Here is a 19,185-nt window from a genome sequence, read left to right on the forward strand (position 1 = left end):
TCACTGCCGTGCCATCCGGACGCGCACGGCCTCGATGGACCAGTCGAACGCCGGCGCAAGGCTCTCCGGAGCGGGCCAGCCGTTGATCACGGCGAGCAGATGGAGGTACCGGTCCCGGCGCGGGTCGTTCGCACCCTCCAGCCGGGCCAGCAGCAGGCGGCGCAACTCGGCGTCGTCGGGGCGGCCGAGGCCGTGTGCATAGTGAGCCGCAATGGCCGCCACTATCGGATCGGCGCGGGGTGAAGTCGGGGCGATGCCCGCCGCCAGGGCGGGGCCGACCCGGTCGCGGACGACTGCGCCGAGGTCGCGCCGCGGACCCGTGACGTCACCTTGTGCCCGTTCGGCCGCGTGGTCCTCGGACAACCGCCGCATGCCGGCGCGGAAATCGGGGTCCGCGGCCAGTTCGGCCCACTCCACCCATGCCCGGACCTGCTCCGCTGTGGGGCTGTCGGGTATCTCGGGGGTCATCGAGCGTCTGATGCCCACCAGCGCCGAGTCGGTGTCCGGACTGCCGAAGACGGCATCGAGGAAGTCCCCGATCAGACGTCGGCGTTCGCCGTCGGAGAGCTGGGCCAGCTTGTGCATGAGATCCGCCTCTTCAGCAGTGAGTCCGCGCTCGGCCACCGCCGTCAGCACCGCATGCCGCAGGCGCAGGACGCGGATCTGCACGGCCAGGGCTTCGGCGTGCGTCGCGGCGACCTCGGGAAGCGAGAGTTCCCGGTCCACGACCCTGCGGATCGTGGACAGGTCCACCCCCAGGTCCCGCAGGGTCCGCACAAGGTCCAGGCGTGCGACGGCGTCGATGTCGTAGAGGCGGTAGCCGGCCGGGCTGCGGTCCGTCGGCGCCACGATGCCGCGGTCGGAGTAGAACCGGATGGTCTTGACCGTCAGGCCGGTCCGCCGGGCCAGTTCGCCGATCGAGTAGAGCGTGTCGCCGTCCATGCCCCCACCTTGACGTCTCCCCCTACGGGAGACTCAAGCCCGTGCGCATGGCGAGGACGGATCCCTCCACAAGTCTGAACCATGACTCCTGGCTGGACTCGACACGGGACGAGGTCCGTCGTATCTCTGCGCGCCTGCACCCGCAGCGGATCGGGAGAAGCGGTGCGCGTGCACCACGCTGGTGAGGGGCACCATGGCGCACACGGTCGTGCCGAGGATCGCCAGGATCAGGACACCGCTGCTCCGGGACGTCCGTGACGTCCTTCTCACGAGCTCAATCAGAACCGTCGGAGCTCCACGGCTGCACCTGTATGGAGAACGACGGACACAACCGCTTCGCGCTGAAGCCGAGGGCCCGTACGGTCTCCAGCAACGCGCAGGCCATGACCTCCTCGACCTGGGTGGTGTGTGGGTCGATGGGGGCGTAGGCGGCCTCGTGCGGCGCCCAGCTGAGCAGCACGGAACGGGGCCCGTAATACTCGGGGCAGGAGCGGATCTCCACACCTCCCGCCGCCGTGCCGGTCTGCATGGCGAACCCCGCGCGGATCAGGGCCCGGACCAGGTCGATGGCCAACTCGGCGTCTCCGAGCCGCCGCACGGCGAGGGTGGCCCGTGTCCGCTGCCGCAGTTGCTCGTCGGGCGAGTGCACTCCGGGGTGAGTGAAACTGTTCAGTGTGTAGGACATGGGATCACCGGGATGAGGAGGGGAGGGTGGACATACGCTGGAGCCGGCGGTAGCAGTGGACGTCGTGTGCACAGCACAGCTTGTCGGTCCAGCTCCGGTGGGCCCTGCGCGCAGCCCTTGGGTCCCTCCTCCGGAGGTAGCCAGACACCTGTGCCGGTTCATGCTCCTTTTACGACGCCTCGAGACGAGCCTGCGTCGTCGGCCGGCTCGTTCCATCTGTCAAACGACTGCCTTCTTCGATCGCGCCGGCGGCGAGGGGCCGGTCAGCCTCGATGGTGGCCTGGTCGTGGAGCTGTTCGAGGTGGCCGGTGAGGGCTTGCAGGAACGAGGGCGAGCAGACGATCAATGCCCTCGAAGACTTGCGAACCGTGGCCTCGAGAGACGACAAAGCGGGCCCAAGTCTTCCATCGCACCGTCACGTCACCCCGGGCGCCCTGTGGAGTAGGTTCTGTCCGTTCGGCCCGGCAGGCGGGCCGAACGGACTGGGAGGCCTCGTCGCAGTGAGCATCCACATGCACCTGCGCGCTGTCGCGGAATCCGAGGTCCGGGACGACCACACGTGGCTTGCTGCGTTCATGTGGGAGGCTTGGGAGAGCCTCTCCGACGAGTATGCGACGGGCATCGCCGTCTCGGTCGACAAGGTCTGGGGCTCCATCCACGACCTCTACGCGGCCGCCGATGTGCTCGATGCCGATTCCGGCGAGGTCTCCGCGTTGCCGATTTACGGCGGGCGACCAGTGGCACACAGCGTCGACGCCGATCCCTCCAATCCGCCTCTGGGCATTCTGGAGTCGCCCGGGGTGTCGCAGGCCGCAGTCTTCCTTGCACGCGTCTCGTTCGACGAGCTGTGGAACGTCGCCAGCGCCAAGCTCGTCTGGGCCGGATCGGACGAGGCGGAGGTCAGGCAGGAGTTCTTCGACCATCACACGCGTCTCAAGGAGTTCTACGGGCGGGCGGCCACCGCAGGCCACGCCGTGGTCAGGGCGGTGTGGGCTTGAACGCCGACGCCTCCAGTGAGGTAGGGCTACCGAGGATCCGCTGAACCTCACGGGCACCGAGGCCATCATCAGACGTCGTCTCGCGGCAACCCCACTGGGCCACTCCGCGCAGTTCTTCTCCCGCACCGCCGACGGGGCTTGTCGGTGAACGAGTACGTGCAGATCCCGCTCGATCCCCTCCCCGTCGATGTCCGCGCCGGCTCCGGCACGAGTCATTGTCAAGGTCTGTGGATCAGCCAGGCTGAGGCAGCTTGGTGGACATCCTGATCTTGATGTCGTCTTCGCCGTGCCGGGTGACTTCGTACAGGCCCAGTCGCTGGTAGAGGGCCTGGGCCCGCTGGTTGACGACGAGGACGTCCAAGGTGAGGTCCCGGCCCTGCCGGCGGGCTTGCTGCAGGAGGCCGCGGATGAGCCGGCTGCCGATACCGCGTCCCTGGTGGTCGGGATGGATCTCGATCCGCGCCAGGTAGATGTCCGTCACCCGGTGCTCGAAGTGGAGCATGCCGACGTCCGTGTCGTCGGCGGTGATGATCTGCCATCGTTGCGGGGTGAACACGCGGGCGTGGAAGTCGCGTTGGATCTGTTCGTCCCAGCCCCAGATCGCCTTGACGTAGGCGCCCATGGCGGCCTTGTGGAGCTCGAAACAGTACTCGCTGTCCGCGGAGGTGGCCGGCCGCAGGCCGATGGCTGTCATGCGGCCAATCATCCTCGCCCGAGAACCCAACCGACGAAGTCCGGCGAAAACAGTGGCGCTTCAGGGCCGGCTGTACCGGTTCTCGGCCAGGCGCACCACAAGATCGGGAAGTCCAGAACGAACGACAACGGTACAGACGTTGGATGTGAGAGAGACCGGCCCAGCACCGTCAGCCGAGCGCCTCGAGCAACTCGCGTTCGCGCTGCGCGCTGAGGCCTGCGCGCCTTTCCCGGTCCAGCCCCTGCTCGCGTTCCCAGCGCAGCGTGTCGGCCAGCATCTCCGCCGGCGGCCGGTGACGCAGCCCTGCCGCGCGTGCCGCGGACCCGTCCCGGGCCGACCACCCTTCCCAGCCCGGCTCCACCAGCCACATCGCAAGCGATTCGGGCCCCATGTACTCGGCCACGCCGTTGGCGAGCAGCCACGCCGATTCGGCGGTGACCACCGGACCGGTGTGCCCGCCGGTGGCGCGGGACAGCTCGATCCACTCTCCCAACGGAACGACCGGGCCGACGGCGTCGTACGTGCCGGTGGTTCCCGTCTCCGCGGAGTCGAGCAACCAGGAGGTGAGGTCTCGCACGTCGACCACCTGGGTGGGCATGGCCGGTGTGTCCGGGACCAGCATGGGCCCTCGCGGATCGCGTGCGGCGCGAGCGACCCAGTAGCCGGAGCGCCCGCTGTGATCGCCCGGTCCGCCGATGAGCCCGGCTCGTGCGACGAGGAGGCGGTCGCCCACAGCGGCCGTCGACGCCTGCTCGCAGGCGACCTTCGCCTCGCCGTACAACACGCGGTCGACGTCGCTCCGGTCGGTCGGGGCGAGCAGGGCAGCGGACTCGTTCGCTCCCGGCGTGGCGTGGGAGGCGTAGACGTTGCCGGACGAGACATACACCCAGTGCCCGGCCTTGCTGCCCAGCGCGTCGAGCGCCCCGCGAACGAAGCCCGGCTGCCATGACACCTCGACGACCGCGTCCCATACCCGGTCGAGCAGGGGCTCGTACGCCGATGGGTCGCGCCGGTCGGCGGCGACCAGTGTCGCCCCGTCCGCGACTTCTCCGCTCTCGCCACGCGCCAGGCAGGTCACCTGATGGCCGCGTTCGATCGCCTGCCGCGACAGCTCCCGCGCCACCCACGCCGTTCCACCCAGAACCAGGATCTCCATACCGACACACAAGCACCGGGATCAGCGCCCGGCCAGGCGTATTCGCTGACAGCAGAGGGTCAGCCGACAGTTCGACGCACCGGATCCACCTGCGGACCGTCAACCCCACCTGTTCCCGAGTTGGCCCGCCGCCACGACGTTGTCCGCTACGACGCCCGTGGGCTGGGGTGCTCCGCATCTCCAGTCAAGCGTCGTCCTTGACCACTTCGGTCCAGCGCTCCGATCCGCTGAAGACGACCGCTGTGATCAGCCATGCTGTACAGCCACGGCGGCGAACAAGACAGCCGCCACGCCGAGAACGAGCAGGTGAACGGACCCGGCGATCCAGAACCGCAGGCCCATCAATCCGCCACCCACCACAACCGCTGCGCAACCGCTGATCCATGCCCCGCGCCGCCCGGCACGGGCAGCGCGCACACCCGGAGATCCGAAGTCATCGCCCGAGAACATCACATGCATTCCGAGCCAGACGACAAGCACGGCTGACACCGGAAGAAGAGCGATCGCGAGCCCAAGATCCCACCACACCGAAGAACGCTGCATGTCTGTCAGCGTGCCGCCGGATCCGCGGACGCACCTGAGTACGGGTACTCATCCTGCACGCCGACTGAGACAACCTCGTAGCTCCCCTCGTCAGGGCCCTTGGAGTCGATCCCTGGGTGATCAGTTCCAAGAGGGGTCAGTGATCGTACGAGGTGAGTGAGCGGAGGGTGGCTTGTCCGGCGCGGTCGTTGTGCCAGATCGCGGCGGGCAGGGCGAGCATGCGCTGCATGGATCAGCTCCCCGGAGCGTACGAAGGGCGTACCTTCCCGGCTGATTGATCGACCAGTCACCGAGTAGGCCCGCCTTCGCAGCGCGGGCTGGGAAGGCACGGCCGTGCTGAGCGTCGTGAATGCCCAGGGTTCCACCGAGTCCGGCTCCCTGATCGACGATATCGTGCGTGAGGGCGCCCGGCGGATGCTTGCCGCCGTACCGGAGGCGGAAGTCAACCAGCACATAGCAGAGTTGACGGCCGAGCGGGACGAGCGCGGGCACCGCCTGGTGGTCCGCAACGGCCGTCACCGGCCCCGCACCGTCGTCACTGCGGCCGGGCCGGTCGAGGTCGCCGCGCCCCGAGTCAACGACCGGCGCGTCGACGAGGCCACCGGCGGGCGCAAGCGGCTCTCCTCCAACATCCTGGCCCCGTGGTGCCGCAAGTCCCCGAAAGTCTCCGAGGTACTTCCGCTGCTCTAGCTGCACGGACTGTCGTCGGGGGACTTCGTCCCGGCGCTGGAGCAGTTCCTGGGCTCAGCGGCTGCACTGTCGCCGGCGACGGTGACACGGCTGACGAAGCAGCGGAGCGAGGATCACGCTTCCTTCCAGGAGCGCGATCTGTCGGACCGCGACTTCGTCTACGTGTGGGCGGACGGGGTCCACTCGAAGGTGGGGCTCGGGAAGGCACACTCGTGCGTGCTGGTGTTGCTCGGGGTACGACTGGAGGGCACCAAGGAGCTGATCGCGCTGGCCGAGGAAGGTCGACGGCGAGGAGGCTACGGCAGCCTGATCACACGTGACCGGCCATAGGGGGTGCTCCTATCACGACACGGAGACGGTGGCGGACCATGGACGACGGTACCCGCAGCGAACTCCTGAGTCGCCTGGCCGAGACGATTGCGTCCGTATCCGTCGGGCACCCGGTGCGCGTCGCCATTGACGGGCCGCCCGCCGCCGGCAAGACGACACTGGCCGACGAACTTGCCGTTGTCCTGCGGGCACAGGGCCGCCAAGTCGTCCGCGCGACGATCGAGGGCTTCCTGTTCCCCAAGGCACAGCGCTATCGGCGCGGGGAGTACTCGCCCGAGGGCTGCTACTTCGACAGCCACGATCACGACACGATGTGTCAGGTTCTGCTCGACCCGCTGGGCCCAACCGGTGATCGAGAGTTCCAGCAGGCGGTCTACGACCGAGGCACCGACACCGCACTGTGTCTCCCGGTCACCGAAGCACCCGCGGACGCCGTGCTGCTCTTCGACGGTGTCTTCCTCTTGCGTCCAGAGCTGGCCGACCGTTGGGACCTCAGTATCTTCGTGTCTGTCACGTTCGAACGGACGCTGGATCGCGCCCAGACCCGAGGCGAGGCGCTGGCCGGATCCGCGGCCGGCGCAACTGAGATCGAGCGGGCCTGGCGCGACCGTTACATCCCCTCTCAGCAGCTCTACTTCGCCACGGCCCGACCAACAGACCGCGCCGACATCATCATCCACAACGATGAGCTCCAGCGGCCCGCCTGGGAAGTCCGAGCACGCTGATCAGATCCACAGTCCATACGTCGTCGCTCCAGATCGAGGTGCTCTCGGCCAGGATCCGGGTGACCTGGCGGCGCAGCTCGGTGGCCTGCGCGTCCGCAGACTGCCTGCCGAAGATCATCTACGCCGCCATGCGGGGTTCGCCCATTCCTCGCGGAGCATCCCGAAGAGCAACCTGTCGTAGCGCTTCCCGTCCAGCAGCACGGCCGATCGGCGGCGGCCCTCCTCACGGAAGCCCAACCTGGTGAAGGCGCGCACGGCGCGCTCGTTGCCGCTCCAGGTATCCAGCTCCAGCCGGCTGAGGGCATACGCGCCGAACAGATGGTCCACGAGCAGCCGCAGCGCGTCACTGCCGTGGCCACGGCCCCAGAACTCCCGCTCGCCGATGGTCACTCCCAGCGTGGCCACCCCGACGTACGGGTCCAAGTCCCGGTAATCGGCCATGCCGATCACGCTTCCGCCCGCCAGGTCCTCGACCGTGAAGACGGCCGACTCCCTCGGATTCAGACGCAGCATGGTCTCGAAGCCGAGACCGATCGCCTCCGCCGTGACCGGGCCGAAACACGGATCGCCGGCCGTGGCCCAACGCACCACGTCCGGATCGTTGCGCCACCGAAGATGATGCTCCGCATCTTCGGAGCGCAGCGCACGCAGCCTTACCGACTTGCCTTCGAACATTTCGCCACTGTAAACGTTCGCAGAACCGCCGAAGCCGACGATGCCCCACGCGGACGCCCTTCACGCGTCTCCGTCAATCGGTCCAGGGGTAGCACCGCCCCCTTGGAGTCGATCCCCTAGGCTGGCGCGGTGACTGATGAGCAGGAGCCGGTGCAGCCGTCGGGAGTGTGGGCGACTGCTGTGGGCGTGGCCAGGGTGCGGGCGCTGGAGACCCAGCGGGAGAACGCGCTGTTCCGCGACTCACTGGCACAGGCCTTCGCCGCCGCCGGCGGCCTGTGGCCCTCCTCGCCGTCGCTTCCCGACGACGAGGCCGCGCGACGCCGCCGGCTGGCCGTGTCGTTCTCCATCGTCATCAGGACCAAGTTCCTCGACGACCTCTTGCAGCAGGCCTCCGCGTCCGGTGTCCGGCAGGTCGTGCTGCTCGGCGCCGGCATGGACAGCCGGGCCTTCCGGATGGACTGGCCCGAGGGCACCCGTCTGTTCGAGGTCGACACCGCCGCGCCACTGGAATTCAAGGCTTCGGTGCTGCGCCAGGAGCGGGCTGTCGCGCGCTGCGAGCGGATCACTGTGGCGGTGGATCTTCGGGAGGACTGGCCGGGCGCGCTGACCGCCGCAGGGCACGACCCGACGGTGCCGACCGTGTGGATCGCCGAAGGGCTGCTGATCTATCTGCCCGAGGACGCCGTGGAGTTGCTGCTGGCCCGGATCAGTGCGCAGTCGGCGCCAGGCAGTCGGATGGGGCTCACGTTGGGCTCGCGCGGTGTGATCGAGCGCTTCGGCGCGGACGCCGGGCCGGGAACCGCGGCGTCCTTGTGGGTCTCGGAGATGCCCGACGACCCGGTGGGCTGGCTGGCCGGGCACGGCTGGGAGGCCGACTGCCGCACTCTGCGTGAACGAGCTGCCGCATACGGCCGCCCGATCAGCGCCCCGCCGCAGCGCGAGGAGCGGCCCGGCGGACTGATCTCGGCGATCCGCCGGTAGAGCGCCTCCCGGCTGCCGGGACGATCGATCGATCCGCCGGAGAGCCGCCTGGCTGGACGGTGGTGCCGTAGACCGTCATTCGTCGGGAACGAAGCCACGCCTGCCGGTCCTCGAGGCCGCGGCGGGGCATCACTCGCCGGTGAAGCCGAACGTGTCCGGTCGATCATGTGACGAGTCCGTCCGGGTCGTTGACGTGGGCACGGGGCGAGGGGCCTCTCAGGCCGGCCGACCGCTGCACCGTGACGGGATGCCGCACACGTAGCAGCGGATCGGGACACAGCAGCCCCTCTGTCTCGAGTTCAGCCCAGTCCGCAGCGATCGAGTGCAGCACGAACCTGGTTGAGGCCCTCCACTCTCCAGTGGTCCCGGTCGGGCATTTGGTCGTCTCGCCGCCAGCGCCAGGCGGAGAACATCGCCCAGTCCAGGGCGCGGCACCGGTGGATCAGGTCGTGGTCAGCCCCCGCATAGTGCTTTCCCACGTCTTCGGGCGCATGGGCGAGGTCGAACTCGATCGGCCCACGGCAGCAGGTCGCGAGGTCTACGAAAAGCGGGCCTCTCCTCGTGTTCAGGAGGTTGCCCGGGTGAGGCTCCCCGTGCAACAGCTGGTCGCCAGCTTTGTCACTGCTGATCGCGGCGCTCAGTCCACTGAGTGTGTCGCTGAGGAGTGCCCGGTCAGAATCGGGCAGCTCGGGAGACTGCTCCCGGTCGTTCACCTCTCTCAGTGCCACGGCGACTCGGTCGGTGAAATGCGGTGCGTCCAGATCGATCTGCCGCAGGGCGGCGTGGTGCCGCAAGAACACGTCTGCGTAGTCGGCCGGCGCGATCTCTGATCCCACCGGTTCGTAGTAGGTCCATAGCGAGATGACGAAGACATCACGCACATAGACTCGGGGCTCGAGCCGAGGATCGAGCTCAGCCACCGGCGCGTCAACGTCGGCGAGACGGCGAGCAACCTCTACTTCGAACTCGGAATCAGCCAGATGCCCCAAGGGTGCGACCCGAGCCAGAACATCGCAAGGGACCAGGCGCAGCGCGACGCGGTCCGAGTTGTGGATGACGATCGCATCATCGACCCGAAGACCCAGCTCCGATGCAGTCGCCCGCCCTGCCTCAACTGCGCGGTGGAGTTCTGATGGCTCCATACCGTTCTCCCTCATTATTCAGCCACACACGTCTGGGGACAGCAGCGATGCCCCCGATGTCTTCGTGAACATCATTCGGCGGCCAACCCCGGACCGGCGATAAGCATCGCAAAGCGGGACCTGCACAGGCCCTGGGACTTATTCGGCCGATCATGTGACTGACCCGTGTCCGGGTCGTTGACGTGGACATGGGGCGAGGGGATCTGACGGATGCCGAGTGGGAACGGCTGCGGCCGCTTCTGCCGGTTGCTGGAGCAGACGCTCCCAGGTTCCGTCTGCGGACCACAGCCGGTGGCGTTCGTAGACGGTCTTCCCGGCGTCATCTCCTGGAACGCGGACGGCACCCCGCTCTCCCTTCTCGCCTTCACCGTCGCCGACGGCCACATCACCGAGATCACCGCTGTGGTCGACCCGGCCGAACTCGCGCTCATGGACCTGCCGGGCCCGGTGTGACTCCCTCAGCCGCTGACGTCGGTCGGAGGCGGCGGCCGCACTCGCCCGCGCTGCGGCAGTAGCCACGACGGCGGCAGGCATCGTTCCCGCCACGGATGCGGAAACAGGTTGACGCAGGCCGCAGCAGTGACTCGTCGGCGCCGGGGGCCGGCCGCTGTGTCAGAGCCTGCTGGCATGATCGTCCGGACAGTGCGGACGAAAGGGCAGGGCAGATATGGACCTGACGGTGGAGCAGACGGCCCGGCAGATCACGGCGCAGGTCGTCGCCCAGGCGCCCGGGGGATGGACGGAGTGCGTGCTGCGCGGGCGCGGGAGCGGCACCGGCGTCGGCCTGTTCGGCGGCGGGTATGTGGTGCCGAGCCGTCCGGGCCTCTACTTCGACATACCGTTCCCGCACCAGGACCTCGCCTCGCTCGCGTCGGCGTTCCGGGACACCCAGGGCTGGGAGGCGATCGTCCTGGAGCTGACCTGCCGCCCGTCGGGTGCCTTCGACCTGGTGGTGTTCCGGGACACGCTGCACCCCGGGAGCGGCCACGAGGACGGTTGGACACTGATCGTCGACCCCGACTTCCAGCCGTCCGAACCGGGCGCGGTCGACGGGGCCGAACCGTCCGAGCTGTGCCAGGCGGGGGATCCGGCGGTGGCGGTCGAACGGCTGCGGGCCGTACTCCGGCGGCACGCCGAACGCCGCGACGCGGAACCGGAGATGCCGGCGCCCGTCACCGAGGCTCAGCTCGCCGCCGCCGAGCGCCACCTCGGCCGGCCGCTGCCCGCGGACCTGCGGGCGCTCTACCTGGAAGCGGACGGGGACGGCGGCAGCTCGGCGTTGGACGGATACTGCTGGCTGCCGCTCGACGGAGCCCTGGCCGAGCGCGACGAGTACATCGGAGTGCCGACCTGGTACGGCTGGGAACTCGGCTGGCGGCAGGTGATCTTCGACGCCGACCCGCCGAACACGGTGCGCCGCTGCTCGGGGCATCCGGGCTGGCTTCCGTTCGCCACCTGGTGCGACGGCAACTTCCTCGCCGTTGACCTCGCGCCCGCCGCGGACGGCCGCCCCGGACAGGTGATCGAGGTCGGCCGCGACTTCGACGACGGCCCGCGCTACGTCGCTTCCTCCGTCACCGCCTGGCTCGGGCAGACCCTGGACCTGCCCGATCCGCACGCCCCGCAGCAATCCGAAGACGATTCATACGAGTTGGTGGTCTCAACCCTGGACGAGCAGCTTGCACCGAGTGTCCAGGCGATCCATCTCAATGACGCGCCGTCGCCCGTCGACCTCGCCTCGCTCTCCGCCACCCCGCGCCTGCGGCGCCTGCACCTCAACCGCTGCGCCACCACCGATCTGTCCCCCGTGGCAGCACTCCCCGTAGAGGACCTGGCCGTCGACCTCGGCCGCGGCGCCGACCTCGTCCCGCTGGCCGGCCACCCGCGCCTCGCCTCGCTCGCGGTCGGCTCCGAGACCCCGATCGACCTGGCTCCGCTGCGCACCCTCCGCGCGCTGCGCTCTCTCGACCTGTCCCGTTGCCCCACGCCGGACCTGACGTTGCTGGCCGACCTCTCCGGCCTGCGCTATCTGGCTCTCTCCCCCGCCCAGTGGACGGCCCTGATCGCCGCCGGCCGCCTGCCCGCCCACCTTGCCGCCGCTCGCCTGGCCGGAGCCCCGCCCCTCACCGACGCCCTCGACCTGCTCGCCGCCCTCGGCGTCGACACCTTCACCGCCTACCGCCTGACCGGCACCGTCGAGAACGCCTCCTGAAGCCGTCCCGCGTCCGCCCGACGGGTCGGCGCCGACGCGGCCCCGGCGGGTCGGACCGCGCAGCCTGACGGTGCGACACCACATGCCGAGTCGCTGTCGGATCGCGTGGCCGCTGTGCCCAGTTGGGAGCAGCCCACTGTGAGCCAGGGCGGGAGGACATGGGTGTCGGATTCCTGCCGGACAGCATGCCCGGAGCACTGGTTGGCTGACGGCATGAACACAGCGCACAGGGACAAGGCCCTGCTCCTCCGCTCCCTGCACAGTTCCGCGAACCCTCTGGCGCTCGCCAACGCCTGGGACGTCGCCAGTGCCCGTGTCATCGAGGAAGCGGGAGCACCCGCGATCGCCACCACCAGCGCGGGGATCGCCTGGTCACTCGGTCATCCGGACGGGGAAAGCTCCTCCCCCGGCCAGGTGGTGGACCTGATCGCTCGTATCGTCGCGGCGGTCGAGGTACCGGTCACCGCCGACATCGAGCGCGGATACGGACAGGACCCGGCCGCCGTCGCCGAGACCGTCACGCAGGTGCTGGAAGCAGGTGCCGTGGGCGTCAACATCGAGGACGGCACCCGGGCTCCGGCCGAGCTCAGGGCACGGCTGACGGCGGCCCGGGCCGCGGCCGAGCGAGCGGGCGTGCCCCTCTTCCTCAACGCCCGTACCGACACCTACCTGTTCGGCCTCGGTGACCCCGCCACCCGGCTCGAGGACACACTGGAGCGGGCGCGTGGGTACGTGGACGCAGGCGCCGACGGCATCTTCGTCCCCGGTGTCACGGACCCCGCCACCATCGCGGAACTGGCCGCGAACATCTCCGTACCGCTGAACATCATGGCCGGCCCCGGGGCACCGGGCGTCGCAGAGCTGGGCCGCCTCGGCGTCGCCCGCGTCAGCCTCGGCCCGGGCGTCACCCAGGCCGCCTACACCGCCACCCGGCTCGCCGCGCAGCGGCTGTACGACACCGGCGACTACCACCCGCTCAGCGGCGCCATCCCGTTCCCCGAGCTCAACAGCCTGTTTTCCAACCCTCCGCGGTCGTAAGGCCCGCCCTCGAACGGGCGCACCCGCAACCCTCGCACACCTGCGGGACAAGCAGTGCGAGGACCCGGGGGAACCCGACCGGTATCCCTTGAGACCTCTGGATCGACGACCGATGGGCCGGCTCGGCGGCATCCTTGGCGCGGGGTGAACAGGACCTTCGCAGCCGGCTCCGGCCCGGCCTGCGGGAGCACCGAGTTGGGCCCGGCGCGGTTACGGTAGCTGCCCTCGCGCGCGCCGGGTGGGTCTGTCTCTGAAGGCAGTCGCTGGGTCTGCTGGTGGTGTTAATCGGATCGCTCCGTGGACTTGATCGCGTTAGGTTGGCCTGATGTCCGAACTGAGAACCGAGCGTCTTGTGCTCCGTGGGTGGCGGGAGAGCGACCTCGCTCCATGGGCGGCGATGAACGCCGATCCAGAAGTCCGCGAGTACTTTCCGGGGGTACTCACCCGCGAACAGAGCGACGCGTCCGTCGCCCGCTTCCAAGCGGAGATCGACCGGCGCGGCTGGGGATGGTGGGCGGTCGAGGTGATCGGCACCGGTGAGTTCATCGGGTTCACCGGCTTGGATCCGGTGGAGGAAGGCATGCCGTTCACGGGCGTCGAGGCAGGCTGGCGCCTGGCCCGCTCGGCGTGGGGGCATGGCTATGCGACCGAGGCCGCCCAGGCGGTGGTGACCTTCGGCTTCGACTCCCTGGCACTGCCGGAGATTCTCGCGGTCACGGCGGCCACCAATCTTCGGTCACAGGCTGTGATGCGTCGCCTCGGTATGAGCCGTGATCCGGCTGACGACTTCGACGACCCGACCGTGCCGCCCGGGCCGCTGCGTCCGAGCGTGGTGTACCGGCTCCCTCGCGCCGACCGGCGGCTCACCGAACGATAGCGTCGGCCGGCCCCTGCCCTCGATCAGCGGTCTTCGCCATCGGGGGCACCGAGTGCCCGGCGTGACGGGCGAGGCGCTCGTCAGGAGGAGGCGGCTGCCGCGATGCGCTCCCGGTGCTGTTGCGGGCTGATCCCGCGGACCCGTTTGAAAGCAGCGCTGAGCGCGAAGGGGCTGCTGTAGCCGACCTTGCGGGCGACGGAGGCGATGGTGGCCTCGGGCTCGCGCAGCAGGTCGGCGGCCAGCGCCAGCCGCCAACCGGTCAGATACGTCATCGGTGGCTCCCCCACCAGGTCGGTGAAGCGGCGGCCGAGGGCGGCCCGTGACACGCCGGTCCTGGCGGCCAGGTCGGCGACCGTCCAGGGGTGGGCGGGGTCGTCGTGCAGCAGTCGCAGCGCCGGCCCGACGACCGGGTCGCTCCGGGCGGCGTACCAGGCCGGCGCTTCGGCCTCGGGCCGGGCGAACCAGGTCCGCAGCGCCGCGATCAGCAGCAGGTCGAGCAACCGGTCGAGCACCACCTCCTGACCGGGCTCTTCCCGGACGATCTCCTCACCGAGCAGCGCGGGCAGCGGGCTCGACCAGGCGTCCGGTGTCAGCACCAGCACCTGCGGCAGGGCGGACAGCAGACGGCTGCTGATCTCACCGTGCATCTGGTAGGTGCCGCTGATCATCACCGCCGACTGCCCGGTCCCCTGCCCCGCGCCGCTTCCGGCGCCGTCCACCCCGTCGGGGTCGTCACCCCAGGTCCGCACTCCCAGATCCATCTGCTCGCACAGTTCGTTGCCGTGGACGTCGGTCGAGACCTGGCCGGGCCGGATGACGATCTGCGGCTCGGTCTCCCGGCCGCCGGCCACGACGTACGGCTCCGGTCCGCGGATGACCGCGATGCCGCCAGGCGGCACCGACCGCGCGTGTCCGTCGTCGGTCCTGATCCAGGCGTCGCCCCGGACCATGTGCACCAGCGTGAGCGGAGCCAGGTCGGCGATCCTGACCGACCAGGGCGGCGTGAGAACCGACCGCAGCAGGAACGCGCCGCGCGCCCGCGGGCCGTCGAGGAGGGTCGCCAGTGCGTCCATGGCCACAGACTAGGGCTGGACGCCCGCGTATGGAGATGAGCTTTTCGGCGATGGCCGGGCGGTATGCCGCACGGATTCACTGGAGTCATGACGCAGAACACGCCATCCGTACCAGCCGTACCGCGCGCGTCCGCACCGCTTCCCGCCGGCCGCCCGTCCCGAGGAGTTGTCATGACCGGCGACCTGCGCAGCGTGGTCCTGCTCGCCGCCACGCTCACCACCGGACTGATGGCCGGACTGTACTTCGCCTTCTCCGTGGCGGTGATGCCCGGCCTGTCGCGGGCCGACGACCGCACGTTCATCGAGACCATGCAGCGGGTGAACTCGGCGATTCTCAACGGCTGGTTCACCCTCGCCTTCGGTGGCGCCCTCGTGCTCGGCGTGTCCGCTGCGGTGCTGCACCGCAGCGGACAGGGGCGGCCCGCCCTGCCCTGGATCATTGCCGGCGTCGTGCTCTACACGGCCTCGCTCGTGGTCACGATGGGCTTCAACGTGCCGCTCAACAACCGCCTGGCGGATGCCGGAAACCCGGAGCACATCCACGATCCGGCGGCGGTACGGGCCCGGTTCGAGTCGGCGTGGGTGCACTGGAACATCGTGCGGACCCTGCTGACCACGGGCGCACTGGGCTGCCTGGCGTGGGCGATGCGGACGGCAGGCAGTGTCGGCCGCATCTGACATCGGAGTCGTTCAGCGCGGCTTCGATCGGCCCGCCGGCTCCTGTTCGCTCACTGCGCGTTGCCGTTGGCCGCGCAGAACCGTGCGGGCCAGGGAGCGCAGTGTGTGTGCGGTGTCGAGTGAGCCGGTGACCGCTCGGTGCGTGCTTCGCCGTACGAAGCCGAGCGTGCGCCGTCCGGGGCCGCCGCGCAGCAGGTCTTGGTAGAGATCCAGGTGCCGTTCGGCGATGCGTGCCGGGTCGAAGCGGGCCGCATTTCGCAGGGCGGCTTCGCCCATGCGGCGCCGGAGTTTGTCGTCGCCGATCAGTTCGAGCAGTGCGGCCGCTATGCCGTCCACGTCTCCCGGGCGGGTCAGGAGCCCGTCGACTCCGTCCTCGATGATCTCGCGAGGTCCGGCCGGACAGTCCGTGGCGACGACGGGGAGACCGCAGCGCATCGCCTCGACGATGGTCATGCCGAACGCTTCCCGGTCGGAGGTGGATGCGGCGATGGAGCCCTTCGCCCACTCCGGTTCGAGGGGGTTGACCTGGCCCATGAGGAAGACGTGACGGCTCAGTCCGAGATCGCGGATCAGGGCGGACAGGGTGTGTCTCTCGTTGCCGGTGGCGTCCGCACTGCCGAATATCCGCAGCCGCCACTCCGGGTGAGCGGCGACGACCTGGGCGAAGGCTCTGACGAGCAGGTCGTAGCGCTTCACGGTGTTGAGCCGGCCCGCCGCGATGACGAACTTGCCGGTGCTGTCGGCGGGTTCGATGGACGCCGCGGGAACAGCGTTCGGTATGGCCGTGACCCTCACGCCACGCAGGCCCAGTCGCCGGTAGGCGTGGGCGTCGGCTTCGGTCACGGTGGTGAGGGCGTCCAGTAGTTGGTAGTGGTGCTGTATCTCGCGGCGCAGGCGGAAGCCGTGGCCCGAGAGGGTGAGGTGTTCCTGCCCCACTCTGATGGCGGAGGGCTGCGCCTGGCGCGCGATGTGCACGTTCAGTCCGGGCCTGGTCCCGACGATCACGTCGGCATCCAGCTTTTTCAGGTGTCGGCCGATGCGTTCGTCGGTGAGGCGGCTGTACTGCCTGTGCCGGCCGTCCGCGCGGGGGAAGACGCCGGCGGGCCGGGCGTGGCGGGGATCGTCACCGTCGTGGTCGGCGGAGGCGGCGCGCAGGTCGACCAGAGGGGTGAGGCCTACCTGGGCGGGTGCGCCCATGAAGGGCACGTCGCGGTGCCGGAACACCGAGATGATCTCCACGTCGTGGTGCTCTGCCAGCGCCGCGGCGAGGTTGAACGTCGTCCTGATCGTGCCGCCGATGCCGTAGGCATTGTGGAGCAGGAAGGAGATGTGCATGCGGGAGGCGTTTTCCGTAGGGGTGCGGGGGTGAGTGGTGGGACAGGGGGTGGACGGTGCGGCATGTCGGTCTGTCCGGCAGTCTCGTCCGCGGTGGGTCGCTGCTCGCGGGACGAATGGATCGATCGGGAGCCGGGAGGGACCATGCCGATGTCAGCCGATCGGATGATGTACCGGACCCGGGTGGCCGGTAGAGGTGGTGGGACCGCACCACGTGGTGACGGAACCTGCGCGGAAGGATGAACAAGCGATGACGGAGCACGATGGTTCGGAACCGGGAGGTGCCGATCCCGACGCGTGGTGGATCGCGGCGGCCATGCAGGCCGCGTTCGTCATTCTGCTGGTGGGTTCCATCGCCCGCCTGCTCACCCACGACGGGCCGAACAGCCATACCCCGTGGAGCCTGGCACTTTTCGTCGTCTTCGGCGTGCTCCATCTGAGCGGGCCGCTCTGGGCGTGCGGCCCTCGGCGTGGCCAGCGGCCCACCACCGGGCACCTGATCCGGCTGGGCGTGCTGCTCGTCGTCTGGCTGGTCCTGCTCGCCCTCGAACCGAGTGCGACATGGTGCACCATGCCCCTGTTCTTCACCGGTGTGCACCGGCTGCCGGTGCCGGTCGCGCTGCTGCTCGCGTCAGTACTCACGCTCCTCGTGGTCGCTTCCGAGCTCCGCGTGGCAACTGGTCCGTTCAACCCCAATGTGGTGATCGCCCCGGTCGCCCTCGGAGCCGTCGCCACAGCCGTACTGCTGCACAGCCGTCGTCTGACGGACCGGCAGCGCCTGCTGATCGACGACCTGGTCCGCGCCCGGGGTGAACTGGCCGCGAACGAGCGGCGCACAGGTGCTCTGGAGGAACGGCAGCGGCTGTCGGCCGAGATTCACGACATCCTCGCCCAGAGCCTGTCCAGCCAGCAGATGCTGCTGCAGGCCGCCGAACGCCAGTGGCACACCGCGCCGGACACCGCGCACGAACATGTCCGTCAGGCCGCAGGGAGCGCCGGCCGCGCGCTGGCGGAGGTGCGCCGGTTCGTCCGTGACCTGGCCCCGCTCGATCTCGACGGGAACACCCTGGTGCACGCGATGCGATCCCTCGCACAGCAGCCTGCCCTGCCGGGGCCCGATGGGGAGCCCGTGTCCGGCCCGGCCGTCGAGTTCCGGCTGGACGGCACGCCCGCGGACCTCCCCGAGCCGGTCGAGACAGCGCTGCTGCGGGTGAGCCAGCAAGCCCTGGCCAATGTGCGGGAACACTCCGGGGCGACCCGGGCTGTGATCACGCTGACCTGTTCCACGGACTCCGTGTGCGTCGACATCGCCGACAACGGCCGGGGCTTCGACCCGGACCATATCCCGCGCCGCCACCGGGCCCGCACACGCGGCCACGGTCTTTCCCTGATGGAGAGCAGGGCGAGAAGGGCCGGAGGAACACTGCGCGTGGAATCCGCGCCCGGTGAAGGGACGGTAGTGACCATGTCCGTGGCCCTCGGACCGCACGCCGGGGCCGCCGCTCGCAGTCCGCTCCTGGCGGAGGCGACCCCATGAGATCCCCGCGGATCCCGCACCACGGGCACAGGGCCGAAGAACCGGCGCCGGCAGACCCCGCCCAGGACCTCGAACCGGCCGGTACGGACCTCGCCGGCGAATCCGGCACCGTCCGGGTCCTTCTGTGCGACGACCACGCCGTGGTACGGGCCGGGCTGCGGGCACTGCTGTCCAGCACCGCGGGAATCGATGTCGTCGGCGAGGCCGCGAGCGGGGACGAGGCGCTGGCGACGGCCACGCGTCTACGGCCGGACGTGGTGCTCATGGACCTCCAACTCGGCGAGGGCACGGACGGCGTCACGGCGATACGACGGATCGTCGCCACCGCCGCTCCCGATGCGCGGGGCAGACCCGCACCGCAGGTCCTGGTCCTCACGATGTTCGACACCGATGCCGACATAGCCCGTGCCCTGTCGGCCGGCGCCACCGGATACCTGCTCAAGGCGGAGCGACCGGAGTTGTTGTTCGCCGCGATCCGCGACGCCGCGGCCGGGCGCACCGTGCTGTCGGGAACCGTCGCCGACCGGATGATGTCCCGGATCCGCACCCCCGGTCCTGCCCTGACCGAACGGGAACGGGACATCCTCGGCCAACTGGCCGGCGGCCTGACCAACCGAGAGATCGCGCGCGCCCTCTTTCTCAGTGAGGCCACCGTCAAGACCCACCTGGGCCGCATCTACGCCAAGCTGGGCGTGCAGACCAGGGCGGCCGCGGTGGCGGCGGCCGCCCAGCACCGCCTGCTGCCGTGAGGGGCCGGCCCACGCCCGGTCCGGACGGCCACTCGCTGCGGCGGCCACCCACAGCCTGATCGACGTCGATGACTTGGGACGTCACTGACGGGGGTCTGAGTCCCGGGCGACACGGGTGGCCTCGC

General features: G+C 69.7%; 18 protein-coding genes and 3 pseudogenes. 11 read left to right on the top strand and 10 right to left on the bottom strand.

Annotated features, from left to right (window positions below; translation table 11 throughout):
• Positions 1-942, bottom strand: coding sequence for a MerR family transcriptional regulator (locus ACWDUZ_RS11455; protein ID WP_451631583.1), 942 nt, complete (start codon positions 940-942; stop codon positions 1-3).
• Between the two features lie 274 nt (positions 943-1,216).
• Positions 1,217-1,627 carry a hypothetical protein gene (locus tag ACWDUZ_RS11460; RefSeq protein ID WP_451631584.1) on the bottom strand — a complete coding sequence of 137 codons (411 nt, stop codon included), beginning with the start codon at positions 1,625-1,627 and terminating at the stop codon, positions 1,217-1,219.
• Between the two features lie 500 nt (positions 1,628-2,127).
• On the opposite strand from ACWDUZ_RS11460, the gene ACWDUZ_RS11465 reads away from it, so the two are divergent.
• Positions 2,128-2,625, top strand: coding sequence for a DUF1877 family protein (locus ACWDUZ_RS11465; RefSeq protein WP_451631585.1), 498 nt, complete (start codon positions 2,128-2,130; stop codon positions 2,623-2,625).
• 232 nt (positions 2,626-2,857) lie between these two features.
• Here the strand turns inward: ACWDUZ_RS11465 and ACWDUZ_RS11470 are convergent, their stop codons facing one another.
• From ACWDUZ_RS11470 to ACWDUZ_RS11485, 4 genes and pseudogenes are all read right to left on the bottom strand, one after another.
• Positions 2,858-3,319 (bottom strand): GNAT family N-acetyltransferase, encoded by a 462-nt coding sequence (locus ACWDUZ_RS11470; protein WP_451631586.1) that lies wholly within the window; start codon positions 3,317-3,319, stop codon positions 2,858-2,860.
• Positions 3,320-3,488: 169 nt separating this feature from the next.
• Positions 3,489-4,475 (bottom strand): oxidoreductase, encoded by a 987-nt coding sequence (locus tag ACWDUZ_RS11475; RefSeq protein ID WP_451631587.1) that lies wholly within the window; start codon positions 4,473-4,475, stop codon positions 3,489-3,491.
• 246 nt (positions 4,476-4,721) lie between these two features.
• Positions 4,722-5,018, bottom strand: coding sequence for a hypothetical protein (locus tag ACWDUZ_RS11480; protein WP_451631588.1), 297 nt, complete (start codon positions 5,016-5,018; stop codon positions 4,722-4,724).
• 136 nt (positions 5,019-5,154) lie between these two features.
• Positions 5,155-5,247: pseudogene (locus ACWDUZ_RS11485) on the bottom strand (IS982 family transposase); the annotation flags it as partial.
• A gap of 104 nt (positions 5,248-5,351) precedes the next feature.
• On the opposite strand from ACWDUZ_RS11485, the pseudogene ACWDUZ_RS11490 reads away from it, so the two are divergent.
• Positions 5,352-5,984, top strand: a pseudogene (locus ACWDUZ_RS11490) (transposase); the annotation flags it as partial.
• 92 nt (positions 5,985-6,076) lie between these two features.
• Complete coding sequence (locus ACWDUZ_RS11495; protein WP_451631589.1) at positions 6,077-6,763, top strand: cytidylate kinase family protein; 687 nt, start codon at positions 6,077-6,079, stop codon at positions 6,761-6,763.
• A gap of 114 nt (positions 6,764-6,877) precedes the next feature.
• On the opposite strand, the gene ACWDUZ_RS11500 is transcribed toward ACWDUZ_RS11495, so the two are convergent.
• Positions 6,878-7,438, bottom strand: coding sequence for a GNAT family N-acetyltransferase (locus ACWDUZ_RS11500; protein WP_451631590.1), 561 nt, complete (start codon positions 7,436-7,438; stop codon positions 6,878-6,880).
• 129 nt (positions 7,439-7,567) lie between these two features.
• On the opposite strand from ACWDUZ_RS11500, the gene ACWDUZ_RS11505 reads away from it, so the two are divergent.
• Positions 7,568-8,419, top strand: a complete 852-nt coding sequence (locus ACWDUZ_RS11505; protein WP_451631591.1) for a class I SAM-dependent methyltransferase — start codon at positions 7,568-7,570, stop codon at positions 8,417-8,419.
• 299 nt (positions 8,420-8,718) lie between these two features.
• Here ACWDUZ_RS11505 and ACWDUZ_RS11510 read toward each other — a convergent pair whose 3' ends face one another.
• A complete protein-coding gene (locus ACWDUZ_RS11510) occupies positions 8,719-9,561 on the bottom strand; it encodes a phosphotransferase (protein ID WP_451631592.1) in 843 nt (280 codons plus the stop codon).
• A gap of 294 nt (positions 9,562-9,855) precedes the next feature.
• Between ACWDUZ_RS11510 and ACWDUZ_RS11515 the strand changes: the two are divergent.
• The 4 genes and pseudogenes from ACWDUZ_RS11515 to ACWDUZ_RS11530 form a co-directional block, all read left to right on the top strand.
• A pseudogene (locus ACWDUZ_RS11515) lies at positions 9,856-10,014 on the top strand (RNA polymerase subunit sigma-70); the annotation flags it as partial.
• 214 nt (positions 10,015-10,228) lie between these two features.
• The gene (locus ACWDUZ_RS11520; protein ID WP_451631593.1) at positions 10,229-11,773 is read left to right on the top strand and encodes an SMI1/KNR4 family protein; all 1,545 of its coding nucleotides are present in this window, start codon (positions 10,229-10,231) and stop codon (positions 11,771-11,773) included.
• 213 nt (positions 11,774-11,986) lie between these two features.
• Positions 11,987-12,811 (top strand): isocitrate lyase/PEP mutase family protein, encoded by an 825-nt coding sequence (locus ACWDUZ_RS11525; protein WP_451631594.1) that lies wholly within the window; start codon positions 11,987-11,989, stop codon positions 12,809-12,811.
• A 325-nt stretch (positions 12,812-13,136) separates the two neighbouring features.
• Positions 13,137-13,688, top strand: a complete 552-nt coding sequence (locus ACWDUZ_RS11530; protein WP_451631595.1) for a GNAT family N-acetyltransferase — start codon at positions 13,137-13,139, stop codon at positions 13,686-13,688.
• A gap of 80 nt (positions 13,689-13,768) precedes the next feature.
• Here the strand turns inward: ACWDUZ_RS11530 and ACWDUZ_RS11535 are convergent, their stop codons facing one another.
• Complete coding sequence (locus ACWDUZ_RS11535) at positions 13,769-14,761, bottom strand: AraC family transcriptional regulator (protein ID WP_451631596.1); 993 nt, start codon at positions 14,759-14,761, stop codon at positions 13,769-13,771.
• Between the two features lie 171 nt (positions 14,762-14,932).
• On the opposite strand from ACWDUZ_RS11535, the gene ACWDUZ_RS11540 reads away from it, so the two are divergent.
• A complete protein-coding gene (locus tag ACWDUZ_RS11540; RefSeq protein WP_451631597.1) occupies positions 14,933-15,439 on the top strand; it encodes an anthrone oxygenase family protein in 507 nt (168 codons plus the stop codon).
• A gap of 12 nt (positions 15,440-15,451) precedes the next feature.
• On the opposite strand, the gene ACWDUZ_RS11545 is transcribed toward ACWDUZ_RS11540, so the two are convergent.
• Positions 15,452-16,774 carry a glycosyltransferase family 4 protein gene (locus ACWDUZ_RS11545; RefSeq protein WP_451631598.1) on the bottom strand — a complete coding sequence of 441 codons (1,323 nt, stop codon included), beginning with the start codon at positions 16,772-16,774 and terminating at the stop codon, positions 15,452-15,454.
• A 250-nt stretch (positions 16,775-17,024) separates the two neighbouring features.
• On the opposite strand from ACWDUZ_RS11545, the gene ACWDUZ_RS11550 reads away from it, so the two are divergent.
• Together ACWDUZ_RS11550 and ACWDUZ_RS11555 are read left to right on the top strand one after the other, a co-directional pair.
• Positions 17,025-18,311 (top strand): sensor histidine kinase, encoded by a 1,287-nt coding sequence (locus ACWDUZ_RS11550; protein ID WP_451631599.1) that lies wholly within the window; start codon positions 17,025-17,027, stop codon positions 18,309-18,311.
• Complete coding sequence (locus ACWDUZ_RS11555; RefSeq protein ID WP_451631600.1) at positions 18,308-19,060, top strand: response regulator; 753 nt, start codon at positions 18,308-18,310, stop codon at positions 19,058-19,060. Before ACWDUZ_RS11550 ends, ACWDUZ_RS11555 begins: the two co-directional genes overlap by 4 nt.
• The last annotated feature ends 125 nt before the right edge of the window (positions 19,061-19,185 follow it).

It is taken from the genome of Streptomyces sp. NPDC003393 (assembly GCF_053589015.1).